We start from the raw sequence: 26,317 nt of genomic DNA, 5'->3' as shown, positions 1-26,317 counted from the left end.
AAGTATTCACAATTGGTGTGAACATAATCACAATAAGCATTAAATTTTAAATGTATAATGTTGCCATAGAGCATAATTTTGGAAATTCAAAGCGCAGGACATTCAAATCTGAACATGAGGACGGCTTGCTCACAGACATATCAAGCAGGCTGGTTATGCCTTTAAGGAGGAAGAGAACATGACTGGAGATCACAAACAAAAGCTAGTTGTCGTCGGTAATGGTATGGCCGGAATCAGTACGGTGGAGCAAATCATTAAATTAGGTGGCGCTTATAATATTACCGTGTTCGGCAGCGAACCACACCCGAACTATAATCGGATTATGTTATCTTATGTGCTTGAGGGAAGCAAAACGGTAGATGATATCGTACTGAATGATTGGAATTGGTATAAAGAAAATGATATTACACTTTACACCGGAACAACCGTCACAAAAATAGATGAAGAAAACAAGGTAGTGGTGGCTGAGAATGGCCTCGAGGTTCCATATGATCGAGTAATCATTGCCACAGGTTCAAATCCGTTCATTCTTCCTGTACCAGGTAGCGACAAAAAAGGTGTTGTTGGTTTTAGAGACATTGCTGATTGTAGCCAAATGCTTGCAGCGGCTAAGTTGTATAAGAAAGCTGCGGTTATAGGCGGTGGCCTTCTGGGTCTTGAAGCTGCTAAGGGACTTGTCAATTTAGGCATGGATGTGACAGTCGTCCACTTGATGAAAGATCTTATGGAGCGTCAGCTTGATCATCAGGCATCGGCTATGCTTCAAGCAGAGCTGGAGAGACAAGGAATAAAGTTTGCCATGGGCAAACAGACTGCCGAGTTGTTGGGTGAAGATCGAGTTACTGGGCTTCGTTTTAGTGATGGAACAGAATTAGAAGCGGGGTTTGTCGTCATGGCTGTCGGGATTAAACCGAATGTGGCTGTGGCACAGGCAAGCGGAATTGAAGTTAATCGCGGGATCGTGGTGGATGATTATCTTCAGACATCGATGGCAAACGTGTATGCTGTCGGAGAATGTGATGAACACCGGGGAGTTTGCTACGGCCTCGTAGCACCATTATTCGAACAAGGTATGGTGCTTGCGAAGCATCTATGCGGTGTAGACACCATGCCATATGAAGGATCGGTCGTTTCGACCAAGCTGAAAATCAGTGGAGTAGATGTATTCTCGGCCGGTGAGTTTATTGAAGGTCCAGAGCACACTGTCATTGTAGCTAAGGATGAATGGAAAAAAACATATAAAAAGATTCTGCTTAAAGACAATGTGATCGTTGGTGCTGTTTTGTTCGGAGATGTGACTGAATCGGCAGCTCTGCAGAAGCTAATCAAGCAGGAAGCCTTAATGACAGATGAAATATACAGTACGGTGATGGGTACGGGCTGCTGTGGTGGAGGTGCGAATAAAGGAGCTTCGATCGAAAACATGGCGGACGAAGAAATTGTCTGTGGATGTAATGGGGTAACGAAGAAGAATATTGTGGATGCGGTAACGCTTCAAGGCCTGACCACTGTGGATGAAATTAAAGCATGTACAGGTGCAACCCGTTCGTGTGGCGGATGTAAACCCGTTGTAGAACAGATCTTGCAATATGTCCTTGGAGACGGTTTCCAAACTGTAGCTAAGCAAGGAATATGTGGATGTACGACACATAGCCGTGATGAAATCGTAACTGAGATTCGTGCCAAAGGATTAAGAACGACCAGAGAAGTTATGAACGTTTTGGAATGGAATAATCCTGAAGGGTGCTCGAAGTGCCGCCCAGCGATTAACTATTACTTAGGTATGATTTATCCTGAAACCCATGAAGATGAGAAGGAATCGCGCTTTGTTAATGAACGGATGAATGCTAATATCCAGAAGGATGGTACGTATACAGTTGTTCCCCGGATGTATGGAGGTGTAACGACACCAGAGGATTTGAAGCGGATTGCAGACGTTTCGCTCAAATATGACGTTAAGGTCGTGAAGGTCACGGGTGGACAGCGCCTAGATCTTATCGGTGTGAAGAAGGAAGATTTACCTAAGGTGTGGGAAGAGCTCGAGATGCCTTCGGGTTACGCCTATGCCAAATCCCTTCGTACTGTAAAAACATGTGTAGGTTCGACATTCTGTCGTTTTGGAACACAGGACTCGATGGGCATGGGAGCACAGCTTGAGAAAAAATTCGAGAGACTGGATCTTCCCGCCAAGTTCAAAATGGCTGTAAATGGCTGCCCACGTAACTGTGCAGAATCGTGTACCAAAGATATAGGTATCGTTGGTAATGATGGAGGTTGGGAAATTTTCATCGGTGGGAACGGCGGAATTAAGGCGCGTATTGCAGACACTTTCTGTAAGGTGAAAACGGATGAAGAACTATTTGAAGTATGTGGTGCTATTATCCAGTACTATCGTGAAACAGGTAACTATCTGGAGAGAACTTCGGAATGGGTAGAACGTATGGGGCTTGATCATATCAAAAAAGTTATTCTTGAGGATCATGAAGAGCGCAAAGCTTTAGTTGAAAGAATCGAGGTTGCCCTGCAGCAGGTGGAAGAGCCATGGCAGAAAGTGATCAAGGATAGTCAAATCCGTAAAGCATTATTTCAAGATGTTAGTCCTGTAGTCGCTGAGTAGATTGTAGTAAGGGAGATGATGACATATGAAGACTAGTCAGTATATAGCTATTGGTAAAATTGACGAGTTTATGGTGCGAATCGGAAGGGTTGTGGTAATGGAGAACGAGGAGATTGCGGTGTTCAGAACATCTGATGGCCGATTTTTTGCACTAGAGAATAAGAACCCACACCCGAAAGGTGGGCCAATTGCGGAGGGAATTGTATCAGGTCATTATCTATATGATCCTTTATATGATTGGCGAATTGACTTGGAGACTGGAAATGTGCAGGAGCCTGACAGTGGAAAAGTCCGGACTTATACCATCCGACTAGAGAATGATATTGTACAGATTGCCGTGTAGTGAATAGCGATTACTCGGAATAACAATTCAGGAGGTACCCCTATGTTTACACAGGGAGTGGAAACCATCATTGAAGCAGCAGTCAAGAAGAAGGAACAGATGAATGCGAGTATGACTCGTTATATAGTCTCAGCTATGCTTGCCGGCGCCTACATTGGAATTGGAATCATTCTGATCTTTAAGTTGGGAGCTCCGTTTGCAGTAGAAGGATCACCGTTACAGACTTTAGTCATGGGTGCATCATTCGGGATTGCATTGACATTAGTTGTTTTTGCAGGAGCGGAGCTGTTTACCGGTAACAATATGTTTTTCACGATGAGTACTCTAGCTGGGCGAACATCCATCAGAGATACATTGAAGAACTGGGTGATCGTATTCCTTGGTAACCTTGGTGGGGCAGTGCTTCTTAGCTTATTGATATGGGGAACCGGCTTGTTTAAAGCTATTCCATCGGATCATTTGCTCTTTACGGTTGCAGCTAATAAGATGAATACACCGTTTATGGAGCTGTTTTTCCGAGGCATCTTGTGTAATTGGCTTGTCTGTCTTGCGCTGTGGATGGGAAGTCGTGCAAAGGAGGACACTGCGAAGCTTATACTTATGTGGTGGTGCTTGTTCGCCTTTATTGCTACCGGTTATGAACACAGTGTTGCGAATATGACACTTCTGTCCTTGGCAACGATATTACCCGGCCATCCAGAGACAATTTCGATAACCGGCTGGGTAAGCAATATGATTCCGGTCACGCTTGGTAATATCATAGGGGGAGGCTTGTTCGTTGGGATGGCTTACTGGTTCATGTCTCCGGTAAAAGGGAAAAAGATAATGTAATCTACATTAAAACACAGATAAAGAAAGGGGACGTTCTAAAGCCAGATGTATGGCTTACAGAGCGCCCCTTTGGTTATATCCTCCAAAACAGTCTACCGGTGTTCTACTAAGTCGATCGCACCCAGTACGATGTGGGCAAGACCGAATCCGAGAATTCCAGTTGCGGCAAGTTTGTACTTACTGCTGCTAAATAGAGCGGCGCCAGAAGCAGATACTACTGTTCCAAGAACGGCAGGAATCAAACCTTCTCTCATGCGAAACACTCCCTAGTGATTGATTTGGAAAGACCTCGTTATTGTGGACTGTGTATCGTTTTTTATGCACCCCATAACAAAAAGACACCCGGAATCAAATATCATATTCGGGTGTCTTTAGGCTAACTATACAAACAGATTAGATCCGGCAAATTTCATGCGGGCATAGTTCACAGTGGCATATTTCTTGAAGTGCAGCTAAGTCTTTAATAACGATCATCCCGCTGATATATTCCACGACATCTTTCTTACGAAGATCACTGAGCATGCGGTTTACGCTCTCACGAGTAGCTCCGATCATATTTGATAGATCTGTATGTGTAATTTTCTTATTAATTAGAATCGATTGATCTTCAAGAGTCTCACCATAGGTGTTACTAAGACGGATCAGCGTTGAGCTAAGGGCACCCGGTTTACCATACATCATAAGGTCTCTAAATTTCGTTTGAGTAATACGATGATGGATTCCCATCCATTTCATAAAGTCGATCGCAAAATCACAGTGTTGGCAGATAAGGATTTCTAAATCTTTATGTTCAATGACTCCGACTTCACTTTCTTCAAGAACTTCAGCCGAGAAGCTGTGCTTCGTGCTAAAGAATGGATCCGCCTGACCAACCATGTCGCCAGCTTGATACATATATAGTATAAGTTCTTTTCCTTCGTCAGTCGATTTCGTTAATTTAATACGCCCACGCTTAATGTAATATAATTTATCTGAAAAATCGCCTTCCCAAAAGAGATGTGATCCTTCCGGAATGATACGATCCTTCATGCTTACAAGCAGACGGTTTAGATTTTGCTCCGAGAAACAGCTGGTATTTCCTTGGGTTACGATGACACTATCCAATGTTTTCATGTCTATATCCCCTAACTCCTTCATATTTTCGGTTAAATTTAAATTAATTATAACGTGAATACATTCACTTGTGGGGGAGGAAACCACGGTAAAAGTGGCGAAATTTCAAACATTGTGATTATTTTCACTTTAAACAAGGGGGAACAAGTGCAAGAATACACAGACAAATGCGTCATAGAAGCGATGTAAGCGTTTCAAATCATTTCAGAAAAAAAACATTTAACTTTGTGAAAAAATTCACTATCTTTTTGGAGATCCCTGTGATATGATCAAGGTGTAGAGAGATAATAAACATTTTTTTACAGGAGGATGAGGGGAATGGCTATCAAGAACAATGGAGTTACTCAGGTAAAAGAGCAAACAGCAGGTGAGTATATTCAGGGTTTAATTGACAAAGCGAAACGCGCAAGTGAACAGTTTAAAGCTCTGAACCAAGAGCAGATTGATGGGATTGTTCAAGCAATGGCACTTGCAGGTCTGGAGAAACACATGCATTTAGCTAAATTGGCAGTGCAAGAAACAGGGCGAGGTGTCTATGAAGACAAAATCATCAAGAATATGTTCGCTACTGAATACATCCACAACAGCATTAAATACGATAAAACCGTTGGCGTAATTGAAGATAATCCATACGGTAACTATCAGAAAATTGCTGAACCTGTTGGGATCATTATGGGGATTACACCAGTAACGAACCCAACTTCAACCACCATCTTTAAAGCGCTCATATCCATTAAGACGAAAAATCCAATTATCTTCGGGTTCCATCCATCCGCACAACAGTGCAGCCGAGAAACAGCCAAGATATTGCTAGAAGCAGCGGTGAAGCACGGTGCACCAGAAGATTGTATTCAATGGATCGATGCTCCATCCATGGATAAAACCAATACACTAATGAACCACCCTGATGTTGCATGCATCCTGGCTACTGGTGGATCTGCAATGGTTAAGGCAGCATACAGCTGTGGTAAACCAGCGCTTGGTGTTGGACCTGGTAACGTGCCATGCTTTATCGAAAAGTCTGCCAATCTTGATCAAGCCGTTAATGACCTTATCCTCTCGAAAACTTTTGACAACGGTATGATCTGTGCATCGGAACAGGCTGTTATTATAGAAGAAACTATTTTTGAACAAGTGAAGAAAAAGATGATTGCTAGTGGTTGCTACTTCGTGAATAAAGAGGAAGCTGCTAAGCTAACCGCGGGTGCTATCGTAGCAGATAAATGTGCCGTAAATCCGGCAATCGTAGGTCAACCAGCAACGAAGATCGCTGAAGCATGCGGTATTGAAGTACCGGAAGGAACGAAAATTCTTGTTGCTGAGATTGAAGGTGTAGGACCGAAGTTCCCACTGTCGGCTGAGAAGCTTAGCCCAATTCTAGCTTGCTACAAAGTAAAGAGTGCAGAGCAAGGAATAGAACGTGCTGCTGAAGTCGTTGCTTTTGGTGGTATGGGTCACTCTTCGGTAATCCATTCGAACAATGAAGATATTATTCAAAAATTCTCGGATCGTATGCAAACTTGCCGTGTTCTTGTGAATCAGCCATCTTCGCAAGGCGGAATTGGTGATATCTATAATACTAACCTTCCATCGCTTACACTCGGTTGTGGGTCGTATGGACGCAATGCAACATCTTCGAACGTAAGTGCTGTCAATCTCATTAACGTGAAAAGGGTGAATCATCGTACGGTGAATATGCAGTGGTTCAAAGTGCCGAATAAAATCTATTTTGAAAAAGGATCAACACAGTATCTTGCTAAAATGCCAGACATTACTCGGGTAGCGATTATTACGGACCCAATGATGGTGAAACTCGGATATGTGGAGAGAGTTGAACATTATCTGCGTCAGCGTCAGATTCCTGTTGCCATTGAAGTATTCTCTGAAGTAGAGCCAGATCCATCGACAACAACGGTTGAACGTGGTGCTGAGATGATGAAGAGATTCCAACCTGACTGCATTATCGCGCTTGGTGGGGGATCGCCGATGGATGCTGCTAAAGCGATGTGGTTGTTCTATGAATATCCAGATACAGATTTCAATAACTTAAAACAGAAATTCATGGACATCCGTAAACGGATTTACAAATACCCTCGTCTCGGTCAAAAAGCGAAGTTTGTTGCGATTCCAACAACATCTGGTACAGGATCGGAAGTAACCTCGTTCGCAGTTATTACTGATAAAGTGCTTGGAAATACGAAGTATCCTTTGGCAGACTATGAGTTGACACCTGATGTAGCGATTATCGATCCGGAGTTTGTATACAGTTTGCCAAAAACCGCTGTTGCCGACACGGGTATGGACGTTCTGACACACGCGATCGAAGCTTATGTATCGGTTATGGCAAACGACTATACCGATGGTCTTGCAATCAAAGCAATTCAACTCGTATTCCAGTACCTTGAACAGTCGGCCCTGACAGGCGACAAGTTGGCTCGTGAGAAAATGCATAATGCTTCTACTTTGGCAGGTATGGCCTTTGCGAACGCATTCCTTGGTATCAACCACAGCTTGGCTCATAAATGGGGCGGGCAGTACCATACGGCTCACGGACGTACCAATGCGATTCTAATGCCACACGTTATTCGTTACAATGCTAAGAAGCCTACGAAATTTGCTGCTTGGCCTAAATATACTCACTTCGTTGCGGATGAAAGATATGCTGAGATCGCACGCATTCTCGGATTACCAGCTCGTACAACGGAAGAAGGGGTTAACAGCTTGATTAACGCCATTCGTGAGTTGAACAAGAAGCTGGGTATTGAAGAATCGTTCCAACAGCTTGGCATTGATCCAGTGGACTTCGAAAATCGGGTAGAGTACTTGGCTGATCGTGCGTTTGAAGACCAATGTACGACTGCGAATCCAAAGCTGCCACTTGTAACTGAGCTGGCTGATGTTTATCGCAATGCATTCTATGGACGTTTCTAACAAAAACGACAACTAACAAACAGCCCTTAACACAACGTGACTAATATCACCAACCTTGTGATATTAGTCACAGATGTATATATTGAACAGGACTACAATAAAAGTGTAAAAACAATCTCAGATGATAATTCTTACAGTTTCAAGTTCGCAATCAAACAGGGGATAGTGCCCAACATTGTGAAAAGCGTCACATTTATTGATCTGGGATGTTGGACATGAGAAGATATTCCATAAGCTCATGCCTCAACAACAGAACATAAATTGGAGGGATCAGAGATGTCGGTGATTGAGAAAGAAATTAAAGACGTTCAGTCCGGTTGGAGAGGGTTCAAAACAGGTAAGTGGGCAAAAGCAGTAGACGTAAATGACTTTATTGCTTTGAATATTGAGCCATATTACGGTGTTGATGACTTCTTGGTTGGACCTACAGCGAATACCACAGCATTATGGGACATTGTATCCGATCTGACCAAAAAAGAGCGTGAAGCGGGCGGCGTATTGGATGTGGATGTAAACACACCTTCTACGATTGTGTCGCACAAACCAGGCTATTTGGATAAAGATAAGGAACAAATCGTTGGTGTACAAACCGATGAGCCATTTAAACGTTCGATTCAGCCGTTTGGCGGAATTAAAATGATGATTGATGCTTGTAACGCCTATGGTTTTGAACTTCCAGCTAGCATCGTGGATATGTTCACAAATATTCGTAAAACGCATAACCAAGGTGTATTTGATGCCTACACTCCTGAGATGCGTGCAGCACGAAGAGCAGGTATCATCACTGGACTTCCAGATGCATACGGACGTGGACGTATTATCGGTGACTATCGCCGGATCTCACTATACGGTATTGACTTCCTCATTAAAGATAAATTGAAAGAACTAAGCAGCCTTGAAGTTGATGTGATCGATGAGCCAGTGATCCGTCTTCGCGAAGAGCTGTCAGAGCAAATCCGCGCACTGAAAGAATTGAAGCAAATGGCGGAAATGCATGGCTTTGATATTTCCAAGCCGGCAACAACGGCTAAAGAAGCATTCCAGTGGTTGTATTTTGGTTACCTGGCTGCCATTAAAGAACAGAACGGTGCAGCAATGTCCCTTGGACGTGTATCCTCGTTCTTGGACATTTACATTCAGCGTGATTTGGCTGAAGGTACACTGACTGAAGAAACAGCACAGGAACTGGTTGACCACTTTGTCATGAAACTTCGTATCGTTAAATTCTTGCGTACCCCAGATTACAACGATTTGTTCAGTGGTGACCCTACTTGGGTAACAGAATCCATTGGCGGTATGTCAGTGAATGGTGAGACACGCGTTACGAAGAACAGCTTCCGATTCTTGCACACCCTTTACAACCTTGGACCTGCCCCAGAACCAAACCTGACTGTGCTTTGGTCTGAAAAGTTGCCTGAAGGATTCAAGAAATTCTGTGCAAAAGTATCCATCGAGACAAGCTCGATTCAATACGAGAACGATGATCTGATGCGTCCGATCTACGGCGATGACTATGGTATTGCTTGCTGCGTATCCGCTATGCGTATCGGTAAACAAATGCAGTTCTTCGGAGCTCGTGCGAATTTAGCTAAAGCCCTTCTGTATGCTATCAATGGTGGGCGTGATGAGAAATCTGGTGCACAAGTAGGACCTGAATTCCCTGCTATCACTTCGGAGTACCTGACTTATGATGAAGTCATGAAACGCTTTAAGCCGATGATGGAATGGCTTGCGAAGTTATACATGAATACACTTAACGTAATTCACTATATGCATGATAAATATTCTTATGAGCGGATTGAAATGGCTCTGCATGACCGCGATATTCTTCGTACAATGGCATGTGGTATCGCTGGCCTGTCCGTTGCAGCAGACTCACTGAGTGCAATCAAACACGCAAAAGTGAAACCGATCCGTAATGAGGAAGGTATCGCTGTTGATTTCGAAATTGAGGGAGATTTCCCTTGCTACGGTAACAACGATGATCGTGTAGACAGTATTGCGGTAGAATTGGTTGAGACCTTCATGAGCATGATCCGTAAACATAAAGCTTACCGTGATGCTTTGCCAACACAATCTGTACTCACCATTACTTCGAACGTTGTATACGGTAAGAAGACAGGTACTACTCCAGATGGACGTAAAGCAGGAGAACCATTTGCTCCAGGTGCGAACCCAATGCATGGACGCGACAAAAAAGGTGCACTTGCTTCCTTGAGTTCTGTAGCTAAGTTACCTTATGAACACAGCTTGGACGGTATTTCGAATACATTCTCCATTGTGCCGAAAGCACTTGGTAAAGAGAAAGATATCCGTGAGAAGAACTTGGTAGCTATGATGGATGGATACTTCGGTAGCAATGCGCATCACCTTAATGTAAACGTATTTGATCGTGAGCAATTAATTGATGCTATGGAGCACCCAGAGAACTATCCTCAACTGACAATCCGTGTATCTGGTTATGCAGTAAACTTCATTAAATTGACCCGCGAACAGCAGCTAGATGTTATCAACCGTACATTCCATGGTTCGATGTAATAAGGACGGGTAATGTATTAACAATTCTTGGCTTGTCACAGAGCGGATACGGAAAGGATGACATCATATGATAAAAGGTCATGTGCATTCCATAGAAACGTTTGGTACGGTGGACGGTCCGGGTATCCGCTTTGTACTCTTTATGCAAGGCTGCTTGCTCAAGTGCCAGTATTGTCATAACCCGGATACTTGGGCATTGAATGAAGGACAGGAGATGGAAGTTGAAGAGGCGCTTGCTGAAATAGAGCCATATCTTCAGTATTACCGTTCTTCGGGTGGTGGTCTCACGGTTTCGGGTGGAGAGCCAACCCTACAATATCCTTTTGTTACACAGTTGTTTAAGGAAGTTAAGCGTCGTTGGAATCTTCATACTACACTTGATAGTAACGGTTATAATGAACCGGAGAAAATCCGTGAATTGCTTGAGAATACGGACTTGGTATTATTGGATCTGAAGCATATTAATGATGAGAAGCACATTAAACTGACAGGAAAGTCGAATGAACGAACTTTGAAGATGGCACGCTGGCTTTCCGATAATGGTCGTAAGATGTGGATTAGACATGTATTTGTTCCAGGTATCCATGATCAAGAAGAGGATTTGCTTGAGCTTGGGCGTTTCATTGCAACTCTGAATGGGGTAGAGAAGTTCGAGATCCTTCCTTATCATCAGATGGGAATATATAAGTGGGAAGCTTTAGGAAAAGCATATCCTCTGGATGGAGTGCCTACGCCAACCGAAGCAGAGGTTGCACGGGCTTATGAGTTAATTGAGAAGGGTAGAACGGAAGTTCTATCGGTATAGGATTCGTATTTAATCATACTTGGTCATGTTACACATACCCTTGCCTATTCAGGCAAGGGTATTATTGTTTTATTAGAAGATTTTATCCCTATGTAAGAAAAATATAGTTCTATCGTAACTTGAAACCGCTTTCTATAATGAATATATAAACACAAACATTTTTTAGGAGGGTCAAATAATCATGAAGAAAAAAAGCCTAGCACTGATGATGTCGCTGCTTTTGGTTACTTCAGCTTTTGTGTCCGGTTGCGGTAGTAACAAGACAAGTGAAGAACCAGCTAAAGGAACAGATACTCCGCCTGCAGCAAGTACCGAACCGTTTGAAATGACAATTCGACACACACAAGTTGGCGATGCTAAGAAATTCAGACTGGCTTTACTTCAAGATGTCGTGAAGAAGACAGAAGAAGCAGTACCCGGATTGAAACTGAATCTGGATGCTGTAGATTCGGAAGTGAATCGTAAAGAGAAGCTGAGAGGCGAGATGGCTTCCGGTAAACCACCTGAGATTTTTGATGTGTTTGGTAGCCCTGATGCTGGTGTGTATGCGAAAGAAGGCTTGATGCTGGATATTACACCGATCATCGAGGAGCTTGGTATTAAAGATAAATTTACAACTTTGGATCCATTTACACGCGAGGGTAAAGTATACGGATTGCCAATTGGCGGTTCCATTGAAGGGATCTTCTACAATAAAGAGTATTTTGACCAAAAAGGTCTAACGGTTCCTAAAACACTTGCTGATCTAGAGAAGATTGCTGAGACCGTTAAAGCTGATGGTAAAATTCCATTTGCACAGTCCTCTAAAGATGCTTGGATTCCGTTAATGACAACAAACAATTTATGGGCTTACTATGCTGGACCAGAAATTACTTACGGATTTAAGACTGGTGAGACGAAGTGGACGGATCCTAAAGTGGTAGAAGGCGTGAAGAAGCATCAAGAGTGGGTTGAAAAAGGGTATTACAAAAAGGGTGAACTTGGGTTCGAATATGCAGATATGAGAAACCAGATCATTTCCGGCGAAGCAGTCATGATGATGGATGGTTCTTGGGCTAACAGCGTATTCAGAGATCCGAAACAAGCTGGTGATATGGTAGGAAAGATTGGATTCTTTAACCTGCCTCCTGTAAATGAAGGTGATCCGGTAGTTGTCATGCAAGATGCGAACAATGGTTATGGCTTCTCAGCTTCTATTCAGGATGACCCTAGAAAGATGGCTGCTGTAAAAGAATTCATCAAGAACATGTGGACGGATGAAATGCAGCTTCGTGGTCTGAAAGAAGATGGCGTATTGCCAGCGATGAAGATGGATGTAGCGACAATGAACTCTACGTCTGATGAGGCAATCATGCAGGATATTTTCAAAGCAGTAAGCGAAATCGACAAATCTTTCCCTGCGTTTGATGCATTGGTTCAAGCAAGTGTGAATACGGCACTGAGCCTTGGAATTCAGCAGGTGATCGGCGGCGAAATCGATGCTGAGAAGATGCTCCAAGATGTACAATCTGCACAAGATGCAGCCAATTCATCTGAAGAGTAATTAAGGAAGAATAGTTAGGGAGAGGGCGCACCCGCTAGACTGGGGGTGCCCTTTCCGCTAAGTATAAGACATGAAACTACGGAGGTTACCATGAATAAAGCGCTAAGAAATCCTCTGATTTATATTCTGTTTGTTCTGCCGGCATTCATCTTGTTCTTGGCCTTTTTCATCTATCCTATTTATACAGCGATCGATAACAGTTTTACGAGCTGGAATGGGATATCTAAAGACGTTAAGTACATTGGTTTTGACAATTACACGCGAGCATTTGATGATATTGCTTTTTGGAAATCCGTTAGAAATAATTTGTATTTCATTCTATTTTCATGTTTTATCCAGGTTCCTATTATTATTTTCTTCTCATTACTTATTGCAAATGTTAAGAAACTTAAAGGTCTTTATAAAACGGCTGTATTTGCTCCATCTATCATGTCCACCGCTGTAATCGGTATTTTGTGGGGCTTCATTTATAATCCAGACTTCGGTTTAATGAATGAAATCGTGGGTTTGTTTGGAGTCGAGCCGATCTACTGGCTGTCTGAGAAGAAATGGGCTATGATCTCGATTTTGATAACTAACGCATGGCAGTGGACCGGATTTTATATCGTTATGGTGCTTGCCGCGATTATTTCGATACCTAAGGAATTAGATGAGGCAGCCGCGATTGACGGTGCGACCGGATTTCAGAGAGCAATCAAAATTACACTTCCTCTAATTATGCCGATTATATCCGTTGTCATTATGTTATCTATCGCTGGAGCGATGAAAGCTGCAGACATTGTTCTCGTTATGACCAAAGGTGGTCCTTTTGGTTCAACCGATGTAATGGCAACCTACATGATTCGATATGCTATTACAAGCTTCCAGCATGGATTCGGAAATACAATTGCTGTTCTAATCTTTGCATTTACCATGATAATAACGGTAGTTTATCAGTTGCTGATTGCAAGACGTAACGAAAGGATTGAATACTGATGAGAGCATTGAAAAAGTCTATCCCACACATCTTTTTATTAGCTTACATGCTCGTCATTTTATATCCTTTTCTCTTCGTGTTATTCTCTTCCGTGAAAGTGGATAATCAAGCGATAGCAACGAATCCCTTCGGACTTCCGAATACATTCGTATTTGATAACTATGTAAATGCTTGGGTGAATGCCAAGATTAGCACTTATTTCTTTAATAGTTTGTATATTGGTATCTTATCTGCGTGTTTATCCATTCTGTTTGCGGCAATGCTAGCTTTTGCAGTAACTCGAATGAGATATAACCGAATCAGCGCGATTATATTTCAGCTCATATTAATCGGTATGTTGATTCCGAATAACTCCCTCTTACTACCAATTTACGGTATAATGAAAAAACTAGATATCCTTAATACACATATGGCACTGATCCTGCCTTATGTTGCGAATGCTATCCCGTTCTCCGTAATCATTCTTGCCGCCTTCATGCGTTCATTGCCTGGTGAGATTGAGGAAGCGGCTGTAATTGATGGATTACGATCGGGTGGCTTATTTATGAGAATTATTCTCCCATTGACAGTGCCAGCCATCGTAACGGTTTTTATTATTAACTTCCTAGGTAACTGGAACGAGTTCTTGTTAGCTAACTATTTCTTATCGAACGAAGAACTAAGAACACTTCCTGTCGGCATGGTCGGATTTAGGGATGCGTACAATACGAATTACGCGCAGATGTCTGCCGGAATTGTATTTAGTGTACTGCCTGTCCTAATTATATATGCGATTCTTCAAGAGAAGATCATTGAAGGGGTAACAGCAGGCAGTGTGAAAGGTTAATTTACAATGAATTAGGGGATTGTGTATGAACCTGAGGAACAAGTTGTTTACAGCATTTTTGGGACTAATCATCATTCCTTTACTTGTATTGGGTTTGTTCACCTTCTTTGTCACGTATAACTCAATAGAGAAGAAATACAGTCAGCAAGCCGAATACTCCTTAAAAGCGATCAGTTACAGTATCTTAAATGTATTTGATGAGATGGAGAATGTAACGGATAGTGGTATCGCATCATCGGTTTTTACAACTGCGCTAAAAGCCGATGATCCTGATTCTCAAGACTTTATTACGAACTCGGAACAACTAACGTTGAATGCGAGTCAGCGGAATTTTCGTAATCTTCTATATAACCATCCAGCCATCAGCTTTGCATTTCTATACAATATGAATAGAGAGTCGAGTCATGTGCCGTTATTTACGAAGGAGGATTTCGGTGCCCTTCCATTTTCAGAGTTCAAAGAGAGTCATCTCTACGAGGAAGTCATTAAACTTAACGGGGTTCCAAAGTGGATCGCACCGCATGAATATCCTGAACTCAGTGGAATGGAGCCGGTATTTACACAAATTCGACTCGTGAAGAACATGGAGACTTTTCGTAAAGAAGGGATTCTCGTTGTGCAGATTAAGCGACTTGAATTCGAACGGATTTTCCGTAATTTGACGATTCCGAATAATCTGCAGGACACATCGTTCTTACTTGTGAATGATGAGGGTCTGATTCTTTTTGATCCAAGAGAGCAAAATGACGGAAAGAACATGAACACGTTCATGAAGCATGATATCGATTATCAATCCGAATATCAGAGCTTTAAGTCTCAATTCAATGGAGAAGAGAGTGTTGTTTCTATCCATAGGCTTGAAGGATATCCCTGGAGCGTCGTCTCCGTAACGAAATGGGATTCGTTGTCCCAAGAGGTAACCTCCTTTGCAAAGTGGTTTATTGTCATTCTAGGTCTTTGCTTGATTACGGCAATTGCATTTAATAAATTTTTTATGAACCGAATTACAGGAACGATCGCAGTCATTGTTCGTTTTATGCGTCGTGTGGAAGATGGGGACCTGAGTGCTAGGGTTGAGGAAAAGGGTGAGGACGAGCTCCTCCTCTTATCAAAAGGATTTAACGATCTGATGAATCGCATCAATCGATTATTCGACCAGATTCGTAATGAGCAGCGATTGAAAACAGAAGCGCATATGCGGTTGTTGCAAGCTCAGATTAAGCCACATTTCCTTTTTAATACGCTAGAATCTATCAATGTTCTTGCTGTTCAAAATGAGGGACGTAAAGTCAGCGAGATGGTATATCGTTTAGCTAGTATTTTACGAATTAGTATTCAGGATAAAGAAGAAATTACACTTGAAGAAGAATTGAAGTATTTAAGAAGTTACTTGGAGATCCAGAAGTTCCGTTTCGAAGATGTGTTTGATTATGAGATTGATGTGCCCAAAGAGTTGTTGTCGTGCCGAATCATGAAGCTTACTCTGCAACCGCTTGTCGAGAATAGCATTCAGCACGGCTTTGAAGGCATTGATTACACAGGGAAACTCTTGATCAAAGCATGGAGCGAACGTGGGAATCTGATTGTTCGTGTTGAGGATAATGGTCTGGGGATGTCTTCTAAGCAACTGTCGGTCTTTGAATACATGATGCCTGAAGATAAAGAATCGCCTCTTATGGATGGAAAGGACTTAAAGTTGAATCAGGAAAGACGGGGGCTTGGTATTCGTAGTGTCGCCGATCGAATTCGAATTCAATATGGTGATGGATATGGGTTATTTATATGCTCAAGCCAGCCTGGAGGTACAGTGATACATTGTGTGATACCCAATTATGATGGGGGGGAAGGGCAACGTGCTAAAGGTATTATTGGTTGATGATGAGGCCCCTATTCTTAATAATCTTAACAAGGTCATCCCTTGGAAGGATATGGGCATGGAAGTGGTTGGGCTTGCTCGAAGCGGGATGGAAGCTCTTGTCATTGCAGAAGAGCATGATCCTGATTTGGTTTTATGCGATATACGTATGCCGGTGATGGATGGATTAACGTTTATCATGAAACTAAGAGAAAAAGGAAGCACAGCAGAAATATTTTTGCTCACGGGTTATCAAGAGTTTGAATATGCTCGTGAAGCAATCAAGTTACGAGTTAAGGATTACATTAGCAAGCCGATTAATTATTTTGAATTACAAGATCGAATTCGTGAGATCGGTGAAGAGATCCGGAAGAAGCAGGTGAAAGAGAAATATTTCACTTCGGTTTCTCTAATCGATAGTGATCCAGATCCTGATTCAGTCAAGAAGCCACCAGAGCAATTGATGATGTCCGCCCTTGATTATATCAATACACATCTGGGTTCGGATTTGGGGATCGAGGAACTCTCAGACTATCTTGGAATTAGCTCCAGTTACTTCTGTCTACTGTTTAAGAACCATGTGGGTATCACTTTTGTTGAGTACCTAACGAAGCAGCGTATGGAAGCAGCCAAGTTTCTTCTAACGAACAGCGATAAAAATATCGCACAGATAGGTGCATTTGTCGGTTATCATGAACGGCGCTATTTCACAAAAGTGTTTCAGAAGGCTACCGGAATGACGCCATCCGAGTTCAGAGAAGTATGCGGCAGCTCTACTGCGTTGTAAGATGTTGTTTGTATCAATTATTAATGAAGAAGGTAGGTTTTTATGTTATGAATTGGAAGGTCTCAGATTTAACCCTAGAACAAAAGATCGGTCAGATGTTTATTTGTGGATTTAATGCACTAACACCTGATGAGCATGCTAAAAAATTGATCCAGGAGCATCATGTAGGTGGTATCGTATACTTCCGCAGAAACGTACAGAAACTCTCGCAATTATCTGAGCTGTCTTCATCCCTCCAGCAACTAGCTGCTTCTAGCGGTGAGCCGCCACTTATCGTTTCTATCGACCAAGAAGGTGGTATGGTTGCAAGAATTGATCATGAAGGGATCAACCGAATTCCAGGCAATATGGCACTAGGGGCGGCAGGAAGCACGGATTATACTTACGAGGTTGGAAAGATTGGAGCTAAGGAACTTAGAGCTCTTGGTGTTAATATGAATTTTGCTCCTTGTATCGATGTAAACAACAATCCATTAAATCCAGTAATAGGCGTTCGATCCTTTGGAGAAGATCCCAAAACGGTTGCTGCTCATGGTGTAGCTGCAATTAAGGGTTATCAGGAAGAGGGTGTTTCCGCGACGGCTAAGCATTTTCCAGGTCACGGAGATACAAGTGTAGACTCCCATCTAGGTCTAGCTTCTGTGCCTCATGATCGTACTAGACTTGAACAAGTGGAGTTATATCCATTCAAAGAAGCTATAGCAGGTAACGTAGATGCCATTATGACTGCACATGTTAGCTTCCCGGCAATTGAACCAGATCCTATTCCAGCTACGTTGTCGTATGCTGTATTAACGGGACTGCTCCGTGAAGAGCTAGGCTTCGATGGCCTAATTATTACGGACTGTCTAGAGATGCATGCGATAGCTAAAGAGTTCGGAATACCAGAAGGCGCTGTTCGTTCAATTGAGGCAGGTGCAGATTGTGTGCTTGTCAGTCATAGATTGGAACTACAAGAATCAGCAATCAAAGCAGTTGTTGAAGCTGTCAAGAATGGACGTATAACGGAAGAGCGTATTGATTCCTCTGTTGAACGGATTCTCTCTCTTAAGATGCGAAATGCAGAGAAGGCAGCGAACTTACCAGCTGTTGATATTGCAGAAATAAGCAGTAGTGCTGAAGCATTATTGTCTGAAATTGCAGCTAAAGGAATTACGCTTGTACGAGATGAGCAGCAGCTACCTTTAGACCGTGAAGTGTCGACACTTGTATACTGGCCGGAGTTATTAAAAGCGACCGAGGTAGATGAAGCTTGGAGTCGTTCCTATACGTTAGGTGACGCAATAGCTGCTAACCAAGGTAAGGTAGAGGAAATCCGCATCGGTACTGACTTGACGGATGAGGAAGTTGAGGCGGCTGTCCAAGAAGCGAAACATTATAAGCAGGTTGTCGTAGCGACTTATACTTCTGAGAGCAAGCTTTCTTCAGGTCAACGTAAGTTGGTCGAGAAACTAATGCAGCTTGGATCAGTGAAATTGATTGTTGCTTCAACACGTAATCCTTATGATTTGAATGAGATTTCTCAGGTCCCTACATATCTATGTTGTTATGAGAACACACCATTTTATATGGATGCACTCTCAGGAGTATTGTATGGAGAAGTGATACCGGAAGGGAAACTTCCGGTAAGTTTGAATGATGTTCAGGAATCAGGTTCGAAAGCGTAGATTGTTGAAATAATTCATAGATTTATAGAGTCGGGAGCCCTGTCAACAGAGGGAAATCTCCCGGCTTTTTCTTTTTTGGAAGAAATATAGCAACTTTTACCGGAAGTGGGCGTCTAATACTATGATGTTTAGATAGAGAGAATCAAAATCACACAGGAGTTGAAGGAGCAGAAATGAAACTTAAGAGAATGTCCATCATCACTGTACTTGTCATGGCACAGATATTATCTGTTGTGCCTGTGAGTGCGCAGTCTTCTGCTGTCATCGTACCCGGTCAAGATATGGTTCAATCCGAGGCGACGAACAGCGGACAATTAGAACAACAGCAATCTCTAAAGTTGCAATCACAAGAGGCAGATGCCTCAAGCCATGCGACTAAGTCACCATTGACACCAAATAACCCGTCGGAAGCCGTTGAAGATACTTCATCAGATAACATCAATAATAATGAAATGAATGACAAGGATAACAAACAAGAAGAAGTTGAACAACAAGAGCAATTGGAACAAGAACCGAATCAGCAAGATGAACCGGTAGTCGGTGAAGTAGAAGAGGATAAAGAAGATAGCGAGAAATCAGAGGACCTAAAGGGTCAGGATGAGAATGAATCTAAAAATACGGATAAACAGGAAACGAATACGTTAGCTGTGTCCAGTAATGAGCTTGTACTACTCATGAATAGTGCCGATATGTACCACAATGGCAAATACTATAAGGCGGCTCAGCCAATGGCTGTCAAGAGTGGGGTATCATATATTTCGATTCGAGCTATGGTTGAGCGGGCTGGTCTGAAACTTACATATGATAATTCTACGAAAGAAACTATTATTATTAAAGACGGCAATGAGCTTCGTTTTAAAACGGATAGCAGTATTTATAAGGTTAATGGAGAGTCACGGCAAATGAAGGGGCCTTCATATCAATACAAGAATACATTTATGGTGCCTCTCACTTCAATTACACAAGCATTAGGTATACCTTATAAAGTAAATCAGCCCGAGAAGAAGATCATTCTAGACCTTTCTTCTATAACCAGCGGAAGTGGAAACGGTGGTGGAGTAGTAGAACCTGAGCCGCCTATCCCGAATGAACCAGGTCTCATCCTTATGATGAACAGCGATAAAATGTACCACAATGGAAAGCTTTATATTGCAGGACAGCCGATGGCTGTGAAGAATGGTGTATCCTATGTGGCCATTCGTTCACTAGTTGAGCGTGTTGGGCTGAAACTGGCCTATGACAGTTCCACGAAAGAAACAGTAATTACTCGTGGGGCAGATACATTACGTTTTAAGACGGATAGCAAAGTGTATACCGTGAATGGTGTGAAAACTACGATGAAAGGTGCAGCTTATCAGTCCAACAATGTATTTATGGTACCGCTGACCTCAATTACACAAGCCCTAGATATCCCATATAAAGTGGATCAGACGAATAAACGGATTATTCTTTCTTTGAGTACTAAGCCAGTTGCTTCCTTCACTATCGAGAATGATGAGATTTTTGCAGGACAGACAAAGGTGAGGTATAAGACAAGTCCTTACTCTCCATCCGGCCTCCCAATTATTGATGAGAAGTGGGAAGGTAGAGAGGAAATTTTTGCAGAGCCTGGTGTGCGGACGATTACATATTCCGTTCAGGACTCAAGTGGTGAGTGGAGTGATCCATATTCGGTAACCATCGAGGTATTAGCTCCTAACGAACCGCCGGTTGCTATGTTTATCACGGATAAAGATGAGTATAAGATGGGTGAGAGAATCACCTATACCGATCAAAGTACGGATGACGAGAATGCGATTGTAAAATGGGATTGGGATAATAATGCTGAAGCATTTTTTACACCTGGACCCGTAAAAGTTGGATTGACTGTAACCGATAAACATGGTGCTACGAACTATTATGAGAAGACGCTTATCATTACATCTGAAACGTTATACACACGTGAAGAATTCAGTCAGCTATTCTCAAAAATCGGTGAAAAATACATCTTTGACGGCTCTAAGGTTCCGTCGATGGAGGAGTTTCCTTATTCAAGAACTTCTGAACCTACCACGCTCATCCGTAGTAATAGTCCAGAAACGGTATACACTGAAGGAATCGTATATCGCGAAACAGGTATCGGATCAACTAGATTTATGATCCATCATTTGAATGCTACAGGTAAACGGATGAAAATGTATGTCGTTGCGACTAATATTAATGACACCAACGCCTTGTTAACGACACAATATGTAGGATTTGGCGGTCCAATTAATATTCCTACAGCGACGGGTAAGGCATCTGTACAGAGATACTTAGAATCCATGCAGTCCGGTAAGGATTATCAGTCGATCTACCTAAAACCAGGTGAGAGCAGAGTCATTTTACAGGAACTGAGTGCGACCCCGATGAAGAATGAACAAGTAATTTCGATGTTCGCAGATCTTTATACGGATTCACCTGTTCGTTATAATATTGTCATGATTGAAGAGAACAAAGACCCTATTCAAAAGCTTCCTTTCTTAAGACTACATCCGAGTGACGGAGTCCATAACCGGGGTACTTATTCGGATGCTACACGTATTATTGAATCGAATGAACTAATTGGTAACACGCCTTCTCGTCTTGCAATTGGTGATAAGGTAAGTGATCCGAATCTAGTTGGTCATGACGGCATAACAGGTTATCAGACCTCTAATGCGGGTAACTTTGGTGTTGTCTATCGCATTAAGTTGAATCGAGTAGCTCCTAATACATTGATTTCATTTAATCCCCGTGGAGGTAAATACATGGGTGTTGTTATGGTCAATGGAAATATCGTAGGTGCACCTAACTCCGCTGCGTCTTCTGCGCCTAACGAGGCAAGTATTCTATATCGTACGGGCACCTATGAGCAGTCTGTAGAAATTACGTTTACAGCTGCACCTGGTAGCAGCTTACCAATCAACTTCCTATTCACGCCTTTGCCAGAATTGAAATCGAATTAAGGTTAAACCTGGCCCCAAGTGTCCGATTAAGAGGAACTTGGGGTTTTTTATGTCTATTGATCAGTTCCTTTGAGATGATTTTGAATTCGGGCGATGTCTACCTTAGACTTGTCTCGTTGACTAGGCACATTTTTTCATGCATTATTAATAGATGACATGAAAGATCTAGACATTTAAGCTATCAGGAGGTTAACTGCGTATGCTGACGACGGAACAGATCATAAACGGCATGTCCGAGAACGGGCTGCGCATTACCGATCAGCGTAAGACACTTGCCAAATTATTTGGAGAACATCCAGGGTATTTAACAGCTAAGGATGTATACGAATATATGGGTAAGAAATATAGTGGTCTCAGTTTTGATACGGTTTATCGTAATCTTAGAGTATTATATGATCTTGGTGTGCTAGAACAGGTTGTGTTTGAAGAAGGTATTAAATTTCGAGCGAGCTGTAATGAAGAACACCATCATCATCACATGATTTGTCTTCAGTGTCAGAAAACATATCCGATCAAGTTTTGTCCGATGCAAGTGACCGATGGACCAGAGGATTTCCAAGTGGTTCAGCATAAATTTGAAGTATTCGGATATTGTAAAGAGTGTGCCAAGGATACGACAGCGCTGAAGAAAAACACATCACCAAATAAGACAAATTCGTGTGAAGATGGAAAGACGGAATCTTTATCATGAGTAAAATTACGGCTAGTCGTGTTGTAAAGGTGCCTATCCACATATACCGTAAGTTCATCTCACCCTTGAAACCGGCTACATGTCGTTTTTATCCGACGTGTTCCGCATACGCCCTTGAAGCTATCGAAGTGCACGGAGCACTAAGAGGATCTTGGTTAGCAGCCAAGCGCATTGCACGTTGTCATCCTTTTAACCCGGGAGGAATTGATCTGGTTCCACCACGCAAGGGGGCTTCGAATGATGTGGAAGTTCAAGGACCGTGACAAGTAACCTTGACACCCTAAGGGTTCGTTGATTATATTGAAGTTATATATGCATTTCCGAGGAAGAGATAAGTACGAAAATCAAATCTTGTACAGAGAGCCGGGGGAGCTGAAAGCCGGTCAAGGTTATTTTTGGAAAATGGTCTTGGAGGAACCACTTTTGAGCGATCTAGTTCATCTGGACGTAAAGGAGTGGCGTGATCCAGCGTTAATGGACGGTCGTCTTTGAATAGGCGGTCGGTGAGCCTGTTGCCCGTAAGGGTACAGGGAATTTGGGTGGTAACACGTGAGATAACTCTCGTCCCATAGGGGTGAGGGTTTTTTGTTGTGTTTTCACAGACCAGAATAAACGATAAATTAATGAAAAGGATGGGTTAATCATGACAGACAAGAAGACATTTTATATTACGACACCGATCTATTATCCAAGCGACAAGCTGCATATCGGTCACGCTTATACGACTGTAGCAGGTGATGCTCTGGCACGTTACAAACGTCTGCGCGGTTTTGATGTTCGCTATTTGACAGGAACGGATGAGCATGGTCAGAAGATTGAACGAAAAGCAGCTGAAGCGGGTAAGACACCACAACAATTCGTTGACGACATTGTAGCGGGCATTAAAGATCTGTGGAAGAAGCTTGATATTTCGAACGAGGACTTTATCCGTACGACAGAAAAGCGTCACACGCAAGTTGTTCAAGATGTATTTGAACGACTGCTTGCCCAAGGCGATATTTACAAAGGGGATTATGAAGGTTGGTATTGTACACCATGCGAGTCGTTCTTCCTTGAGCGCCAGCTCGTAAATGGTAACTGTCCAGATTGTGGACGTCCTGTTGAATTGGTAAAAGAGGAAAGTTACTTCTTCCGTATGAGCAAATACGTAGACCGTCTCCTTCAGTTCTATGAAGAGAATCCGGACTTTATCCAGCCGATCTCCCGTAAGAACGAAATGATTAACAACTTTATTAAGCCGGGTCTTGAGGATCTTGCAGTTTCCCGTACTACGTATGAGTGGGGAGTTAAGGTGAAGAGCGATCCGAAGCATGTTATTTATGTATGGATCGACGCGCTTTTGAATTATATCACCGCGCTTGGCTATGGAACCGAAGATCGTTCTCTGTTTGATAAATACTGGCCGGCAGATGTACATCTGATGAGTAAAGAGATCGTCCGCTTCCATACGATTTACTGGCCGATCATTCTCATGGCTCTAGACCTTCCACTTCCTAAGAAAGTGTTCGCCCATGGCTGGCTCTTGATGAAGGATGGCAAAATGTCAAAATCCAAAGGGAATGTGGTCGATCCGGTAACCATGATTGATCGTTATGGCCTCGATGCACTCCGTTATTATTTGCTTCGTGAAGTTCCTTTCGGAGCTGATGGAACATTCACACCGGAAAGTTTTGTGGAGCGTGTTAACTCCGATCTTGCGAATGACCTTGGTAATCTGTTAAATCGTACGGTTGCGATGGTTGACAAGTATTTCGGGGGAGAGGTGCCAGCTTATCAGACCGGTGTAACAGCATTTGATGCAGCTTTGGAAGAAGCGGCAAAGGAAGTTTACGACAAGGTAGAAGAATCGATGGAGAATATGGAGTTTTCGGTTGCACTAACAGCTATCGGTCAATTCGTTAGCCGTAGCAACAAGTACATCGACGAAACACAGCCTTGGGGACTCGCTAAGGATGACAGCAAGCGTGAAGAATTAGCTTCGGTGATGAGCCATCTGGTTGAATCACTTCGGATTGCCTCGATCTTGCTACAACCATTCCTTACACGTACTCCTCAGAAAATCTGGCAGCAGCTTGGTATTCAAGAAGGTGAGCTGACAGCTTGGGATAGTGGACGTGAACTTGGAAGCATTCCTGCGGGCACGAAGCTTGTTAAAGGAGATCCGATTTTCCCTCGTCTGGATGTTCCACAAGAGGTTGCCTACATCGCTGAGGCTATGACAGGTGGCACGAAAGCTGCAGAAGAAGCACCGAAGCCTGAGGCACCTGCAGAGGATGAAGTGATTGAGCATAAAGAGGAGATCGGTATCGAAGATTTTGCTAAAGTTGAGCTTCGTGTAGCACAAGTTATTTCCGCTGAACCGGTTAAAAAAGCAGATAAACTGCTTAAGCTTCAATTGGATCTCGGTTATGAGCAGCGTCAGGTTGTATCTGGTATTGCAAAGTTCTATAAGCCGGAAGACCTCGTTGGTCGCAAAGTCATCTGTGTAACGAACTTGAAACCAGTCAAGCTTAGAGGAGAATTGTCTCAAGGTATGGTACTGGCGGCTTCAAAAGGTAGCGAGCTTACGCTCGCAACAGTACCGGATAGCATGCCTAACGGTGCGATCGTAAAATAAACCATCTCTTACTTGAATGGTTCATTTCAGAACGGTATACCCTGTTAATGGGGTGTACCGTTCTTTTTACATATTTAAAAGTATAAGAACATACTCTTAATAGTAATTTTTACGATTTAGTTGACAAGATCTTTCAGATGCTCTTATAATCTTGTTAGTAATCATTACGATTAAAACAATAGATCGGAGAGTAAACATAAGATGAAACATAGAATTAAAGCAGGTTACGGAATACTGATGTTAGCATTAATAATGGGTCTAACCGCTTGTGGAAGCCAAACAGATGGCGTTGTAGAGGGGAAAGTGAATGTCGTAACGACGATATATCCAATCTATGAGTTTACAAAAGAGATTGGTGGAGACGAAGTGAATGTTATCAATCTCCTTCCGACTGGGGTAGAGCCTCATGACTGGACACCGAAAAGTCAGGATATTATCAATACCTCGAAATCTCAGTTGTTCCTTTATAATGGTGCTGGTCTTGAAGGATGGGCTCCTTCATTTTTGAAAGGACTCAATAAAGATACGCAGGTTAAGCCGGTAGAAACTAGTCAAGGAATTGAGCTTATTGATTCAGAAGGGGACGACGGTCACGGACACGGAGAAGAAGGGGATCGTGGTCACCATGTAGACCCTCACACTTGGGTGAGTCCAAAGTCTGCTCTAGTTATGGCACATAATATTCATCAAAGTCTTGTAGAAGTCGATCCAGATCATGCGGCATATTATGATGAGCGTTATGCTGGACTTAAGGAAAAGTTAGAAAAATTAGATGAATCATTTACAACACAATTATCAGGACTTCCTAAACATGAAATTGTTGTGTCTCATCAGGCATTTGGGTATCTTGCACGGGATTATAACCTAGAGCAATATGCTATTATGGGCTTGTCTCCAGATGCTGAGCCTCGTGCACAGGACCTTGTTAAGCTGACTAAGACAGTGAAAGAGAAAGGTATACGCTATATTTTCTTTGAGGAACTCGTATCGGATAAACTAGCTAAAACTTTAGCTTCTGAGACCGGTGTGGAAACGCTCGTACTTAACCCTGTAGAAGGCTTAACGAAAGAACAAGAACAGAATGGTGATAACTACTTCACATTAATGGAGAAAAATTTGCAAAATCTCACTAAGGCTTTACAATAGTAAGGTGGATCACAAGGTTTTGAGAAATCTTATGTTTATTAGCAAAATAATGAGAAAGGCGGCCA

19 protein-coding genes and 1 other annotated feature are annotated in these 26,317 nt (G+C 42.6%); of the genes, 17 read left to right on the top strand and 2 right to left on the bottom strand.

Annotation, left to right across the window (positions count from 1 at the left end; all coding sequences use genetic code 11):
• Nucleotides 1-178 precede the first annotated feature (178 nt).
• The 3 genes from nirB to AC3WJJ_RS05580 are packed head-to-tail and all read left to right on the top strand — an operon-like array spanning nt 179 to nt 3,791.
• Entirely contained in the window at nt 179-2,617 is a 2,439-nt protein-coding gene (gene nirB / locus AC3WJJ_RS05590) for a nitrite reductase large subunit NirB (protein WP_492538699.1), read from the top strand.
• Nucleotides 2,618-2,642: 25 nt separating this feature from the next.
• Nucleotides 2,643-2,960 (top strand): nitrite reductase small subunit NirD, encoded by a 318-nt coding sequence (gene nirD / locus AC3WJJ_RS05585; RefSeq protein WP_492538697.1) that lies wholly within the window; start codon nt 2,643-2,645, stop codon nt 2,958-2,960.
• Nucleotides 2,961-3,002: 42 nt separating this feature from the next.
• The gene (locus AC3WJJ_RS05580; protein ID WP_492538695.1) at nt 3,003-3,791 is read left to right on the top strand and encodes a formate/nitrite transporter family protein; all 789 of its coding nucleotides are present in this window, start codon (nt 3,003-3,005) and stop codon (nt 3,789-3,791) included.
• Between the two features lie 92 nt (nt 3,792-3,883).
• Here AC3WJJ_RS05580 and AC3WJJ_RS05575 read toward each other — a convergent pair whose 3' ends face one another.
• Both AC3WJJ_RS05575 and AC3WJJ_RS05570 read right to left on the bottom strand, forming a co-directional pair.
• On the bottom strand, nt 3,884-4,045 hold the full coding sequence (locus AC3WJJ_RS05575) for an asparagine synthase (RefSeq protein ID WP_422660671.1): 162 nt from the start codon (nt 4,043-4,045) through the stop codon (nt 3,884-3,886).
• Between the two features lie 139 nt (nt 4,046-4,184).
• Nucleotides 4,185-4,904, bottom strand: coding sequence for a Crp/Fnr family transcriptional regulator (locus tag AC3WJJ_RS05570; protein ID WP_492538693.1), 720 nt, complete (start codon nt 4,902-4,904; stop codon nt 4,185-4,187).
• Nucleotides 4,905-5,222: 318 nt separating this feature from the next.
• Here AC3WJJ_RS05570 and adhE point away from each other — a divergent pair, with 318 nt between their 5' ends.
• From adhE to AC3WJJ_RS05500, 14 genes are all read left to right on the top strand, one after another.
• Nucleotides 5,223-7,835 carry a bifunctional acetaldehyde-CoA/alcohol dehydrogenase gene (gene adhE, locus AC3WJJ_RS05565; protein ID WP_492538691.1) on the top strand — a complete coding sequence of 871 codons (2,613 nt, stop codon included), beginning with the start codon at nt 5,223-5,225 and terminating at the stop codon, nt 7,833-7,835.
• Between the two features lie 276 nt (nt 7,836-8,111).
• Nucleotides 8,112-10,373 carry a formate C-acetyltransferase gene (pflB, locus tag AC3WJJ_RS05560; protein ID WP_492538689.1) on the top strand — a complete coding sequence of 754 codons (2,262 nt, stop codon included), beginning with the start codon at nt 8,112-8,114 and terminating at the stop codon, nt 10,371-10,373.
• A 67-nt stretch (nt 10,374-10,440) separates the two neighbouring features.
• The gene (gene pflA / locus AC3WJJ_RS05555) at nt 10,441-11,178 is read left to right on the top strand and encodes a pyruvate formate-lyase-activating protein (protein WP_492538687.1); all 738 of its coding nucleotides are present in this window, start codon (nt 10,441-10,443) and stop codon (nt 11,176-11,178) included.
• Between the two features lie 181 nt (nt 11,179-11,359).
• Nucleotides 11,360-12,721 carry an ABC transporter substrate-binding protein gene (locus tag AC3WJJ_RS05550; RefSeq protein ID WP_422660676.1) on the top strand — a complete coding sequence of 454 codons (1,362 nt, stop codon included), beginning with the start codon at nt 11,360-11,362 and terminating at the stop codon, nt 12,719-12,721.
• 90 nt (nt 12,722-12,811) lie between these two features.
• Nucleotides 12,812-13,696, top strand: a complete 885-nt coding sequence (locus AC3WJJ_RS05545) for a carbohydrate ABC transporter permease (RefSeq protein ID WP_492538684.1) — start codon at nt 12,812-12,814, stop codon at nt 13,694-13,696.
• Entirely contained in the window at nt 13,696-14,523 is an 828-nt protein-coding gene (locus AC3WJJ_RS05540; RefSeq protein ID WP_422660678.1) for a carbohydrate ABC transporter permease, read from the top strand. The genes AC3WJJ_RS05545 and AC3WJJ_RS05540 overlap by 1 nt, the downstream gene beginning before the upstream one ends.
• Nucleotides 14,524-14,548: 25 nt before the next feature.
• Entirely contained in the window at nt 14,549-16,399 is a 1,851-nt protein-coding gene (locus tag AC3WJJ_RS05535; RefSeq protein WP_492538682.1) for a cache domain-containing sensor histidine kinase, read from the top strand.
• Nucleotides 16,377-17,165 carry a response regulator transcription factor gene (locus AC3WJJ_RS05530; RefSeq protein ID WP_492538680.1) on the top strand — a complete coding sequence of 263 codons (789 nt, stop codon included), beginning with the start codon at nt 16,377-16,379 and terminating at the stop codon, nt 17,163-17,165. The genes AC3WJJ_RS05535 and AC3WJJ_RS05530 overlap by 23 nt, the downstream gene beginning before the upstream one ends.
• Nucleotides 17,166-17,212: 47 nt before the next feature.
• Entirely contained in the window at nt 17,213-18,832 is a 1,620-nt protein-coding gene (nagZ, locus tag AC3WJJ_RS05525) for a beta-N-acetylhexosaminidase (RefSeq protein ID WP_492538677.1), read from the top strand.
• Nucleotides 18,833-19,005: 173 nt separating this feature from the next.
• Nucleotides 19,006-21,798 carry a stalk domain-containing protein gene (locus tag AC3WJJ_RS05520; RefSeq protein ID WP_492538675.1) on the top strand — a complete coding sequence of 931 codons (2,793 nt, stop codon included), beginning with the start codon at nt 19,006-19,008 and terminating at the stop codon, nt 21,796-21,798.
• Nucleotides 21,799-21,997: 199 nt separating this feature from the next.
• Nucleotides 21,998-22,489: a Fur family transcriptional regulator gene (locus AC3WJJ_RS05515; protein ID WP_492538673.1), complete on the top strand. Its 492-nt coding sequence runs from the start codon at nt 21,998-22,000 to the stop codon at nt 22,487-22,489.
• Nucleotides 22,486-22,752, top strand: a complete 267-nt coding sequence (gene yidD, locus AC3WJJ_RS05510) for a membrane protein insertion efficiency factor YidD (protein ID WP_492538671.1) — start codon at nt 22,486-22,488, stop codon at nt 22,750-22,752. Before AC3WJJ_RS05515 ends, yidD begins: the two co-directional genes overlap by 4 nt.
• 51 nt (nt 22,753-22,803) lie before the next feature.
• Nucleotides 22,804-23,061 (top strand) — a binding site (T-box leader).
• 71 nt (nt 23,062-23,132) lie between these two features.
• Complete coding sequence (gene metG / locus AC3WJJ_RS05505) at nt 23,133-25,106, top strand: methionine--tRNA ligase (RefSeq protein WP_492538669.1); 1,974 nt, start codon at nt 23,133-23,135, stop codon at nt 25,104-25,106.
• A 201-nt stretch (nt 25,107-25,307) separates the two neighbouring features.
• A complete protein-coding gene (locus AC3WJJ_RS05500; protein WP_492538667.1) occupies nt 25,308-26,252 on the top strand; it encodes a metal ABC transporter substrate-binding protein in 945 nt (314 codons plus the stop codon).
• Nucleotides 26,253-26,317 lie beyond the last annotated feature (65 nt).

Source organism: Paenibacillus sp. FW507-14B1B (assembly GCF_058781425.1).
The sequence above is the reverse complement of the archived record's forward strand: the minus strand, read 5'-3'. Positions and strand labels throughout refer to the sequence as shown.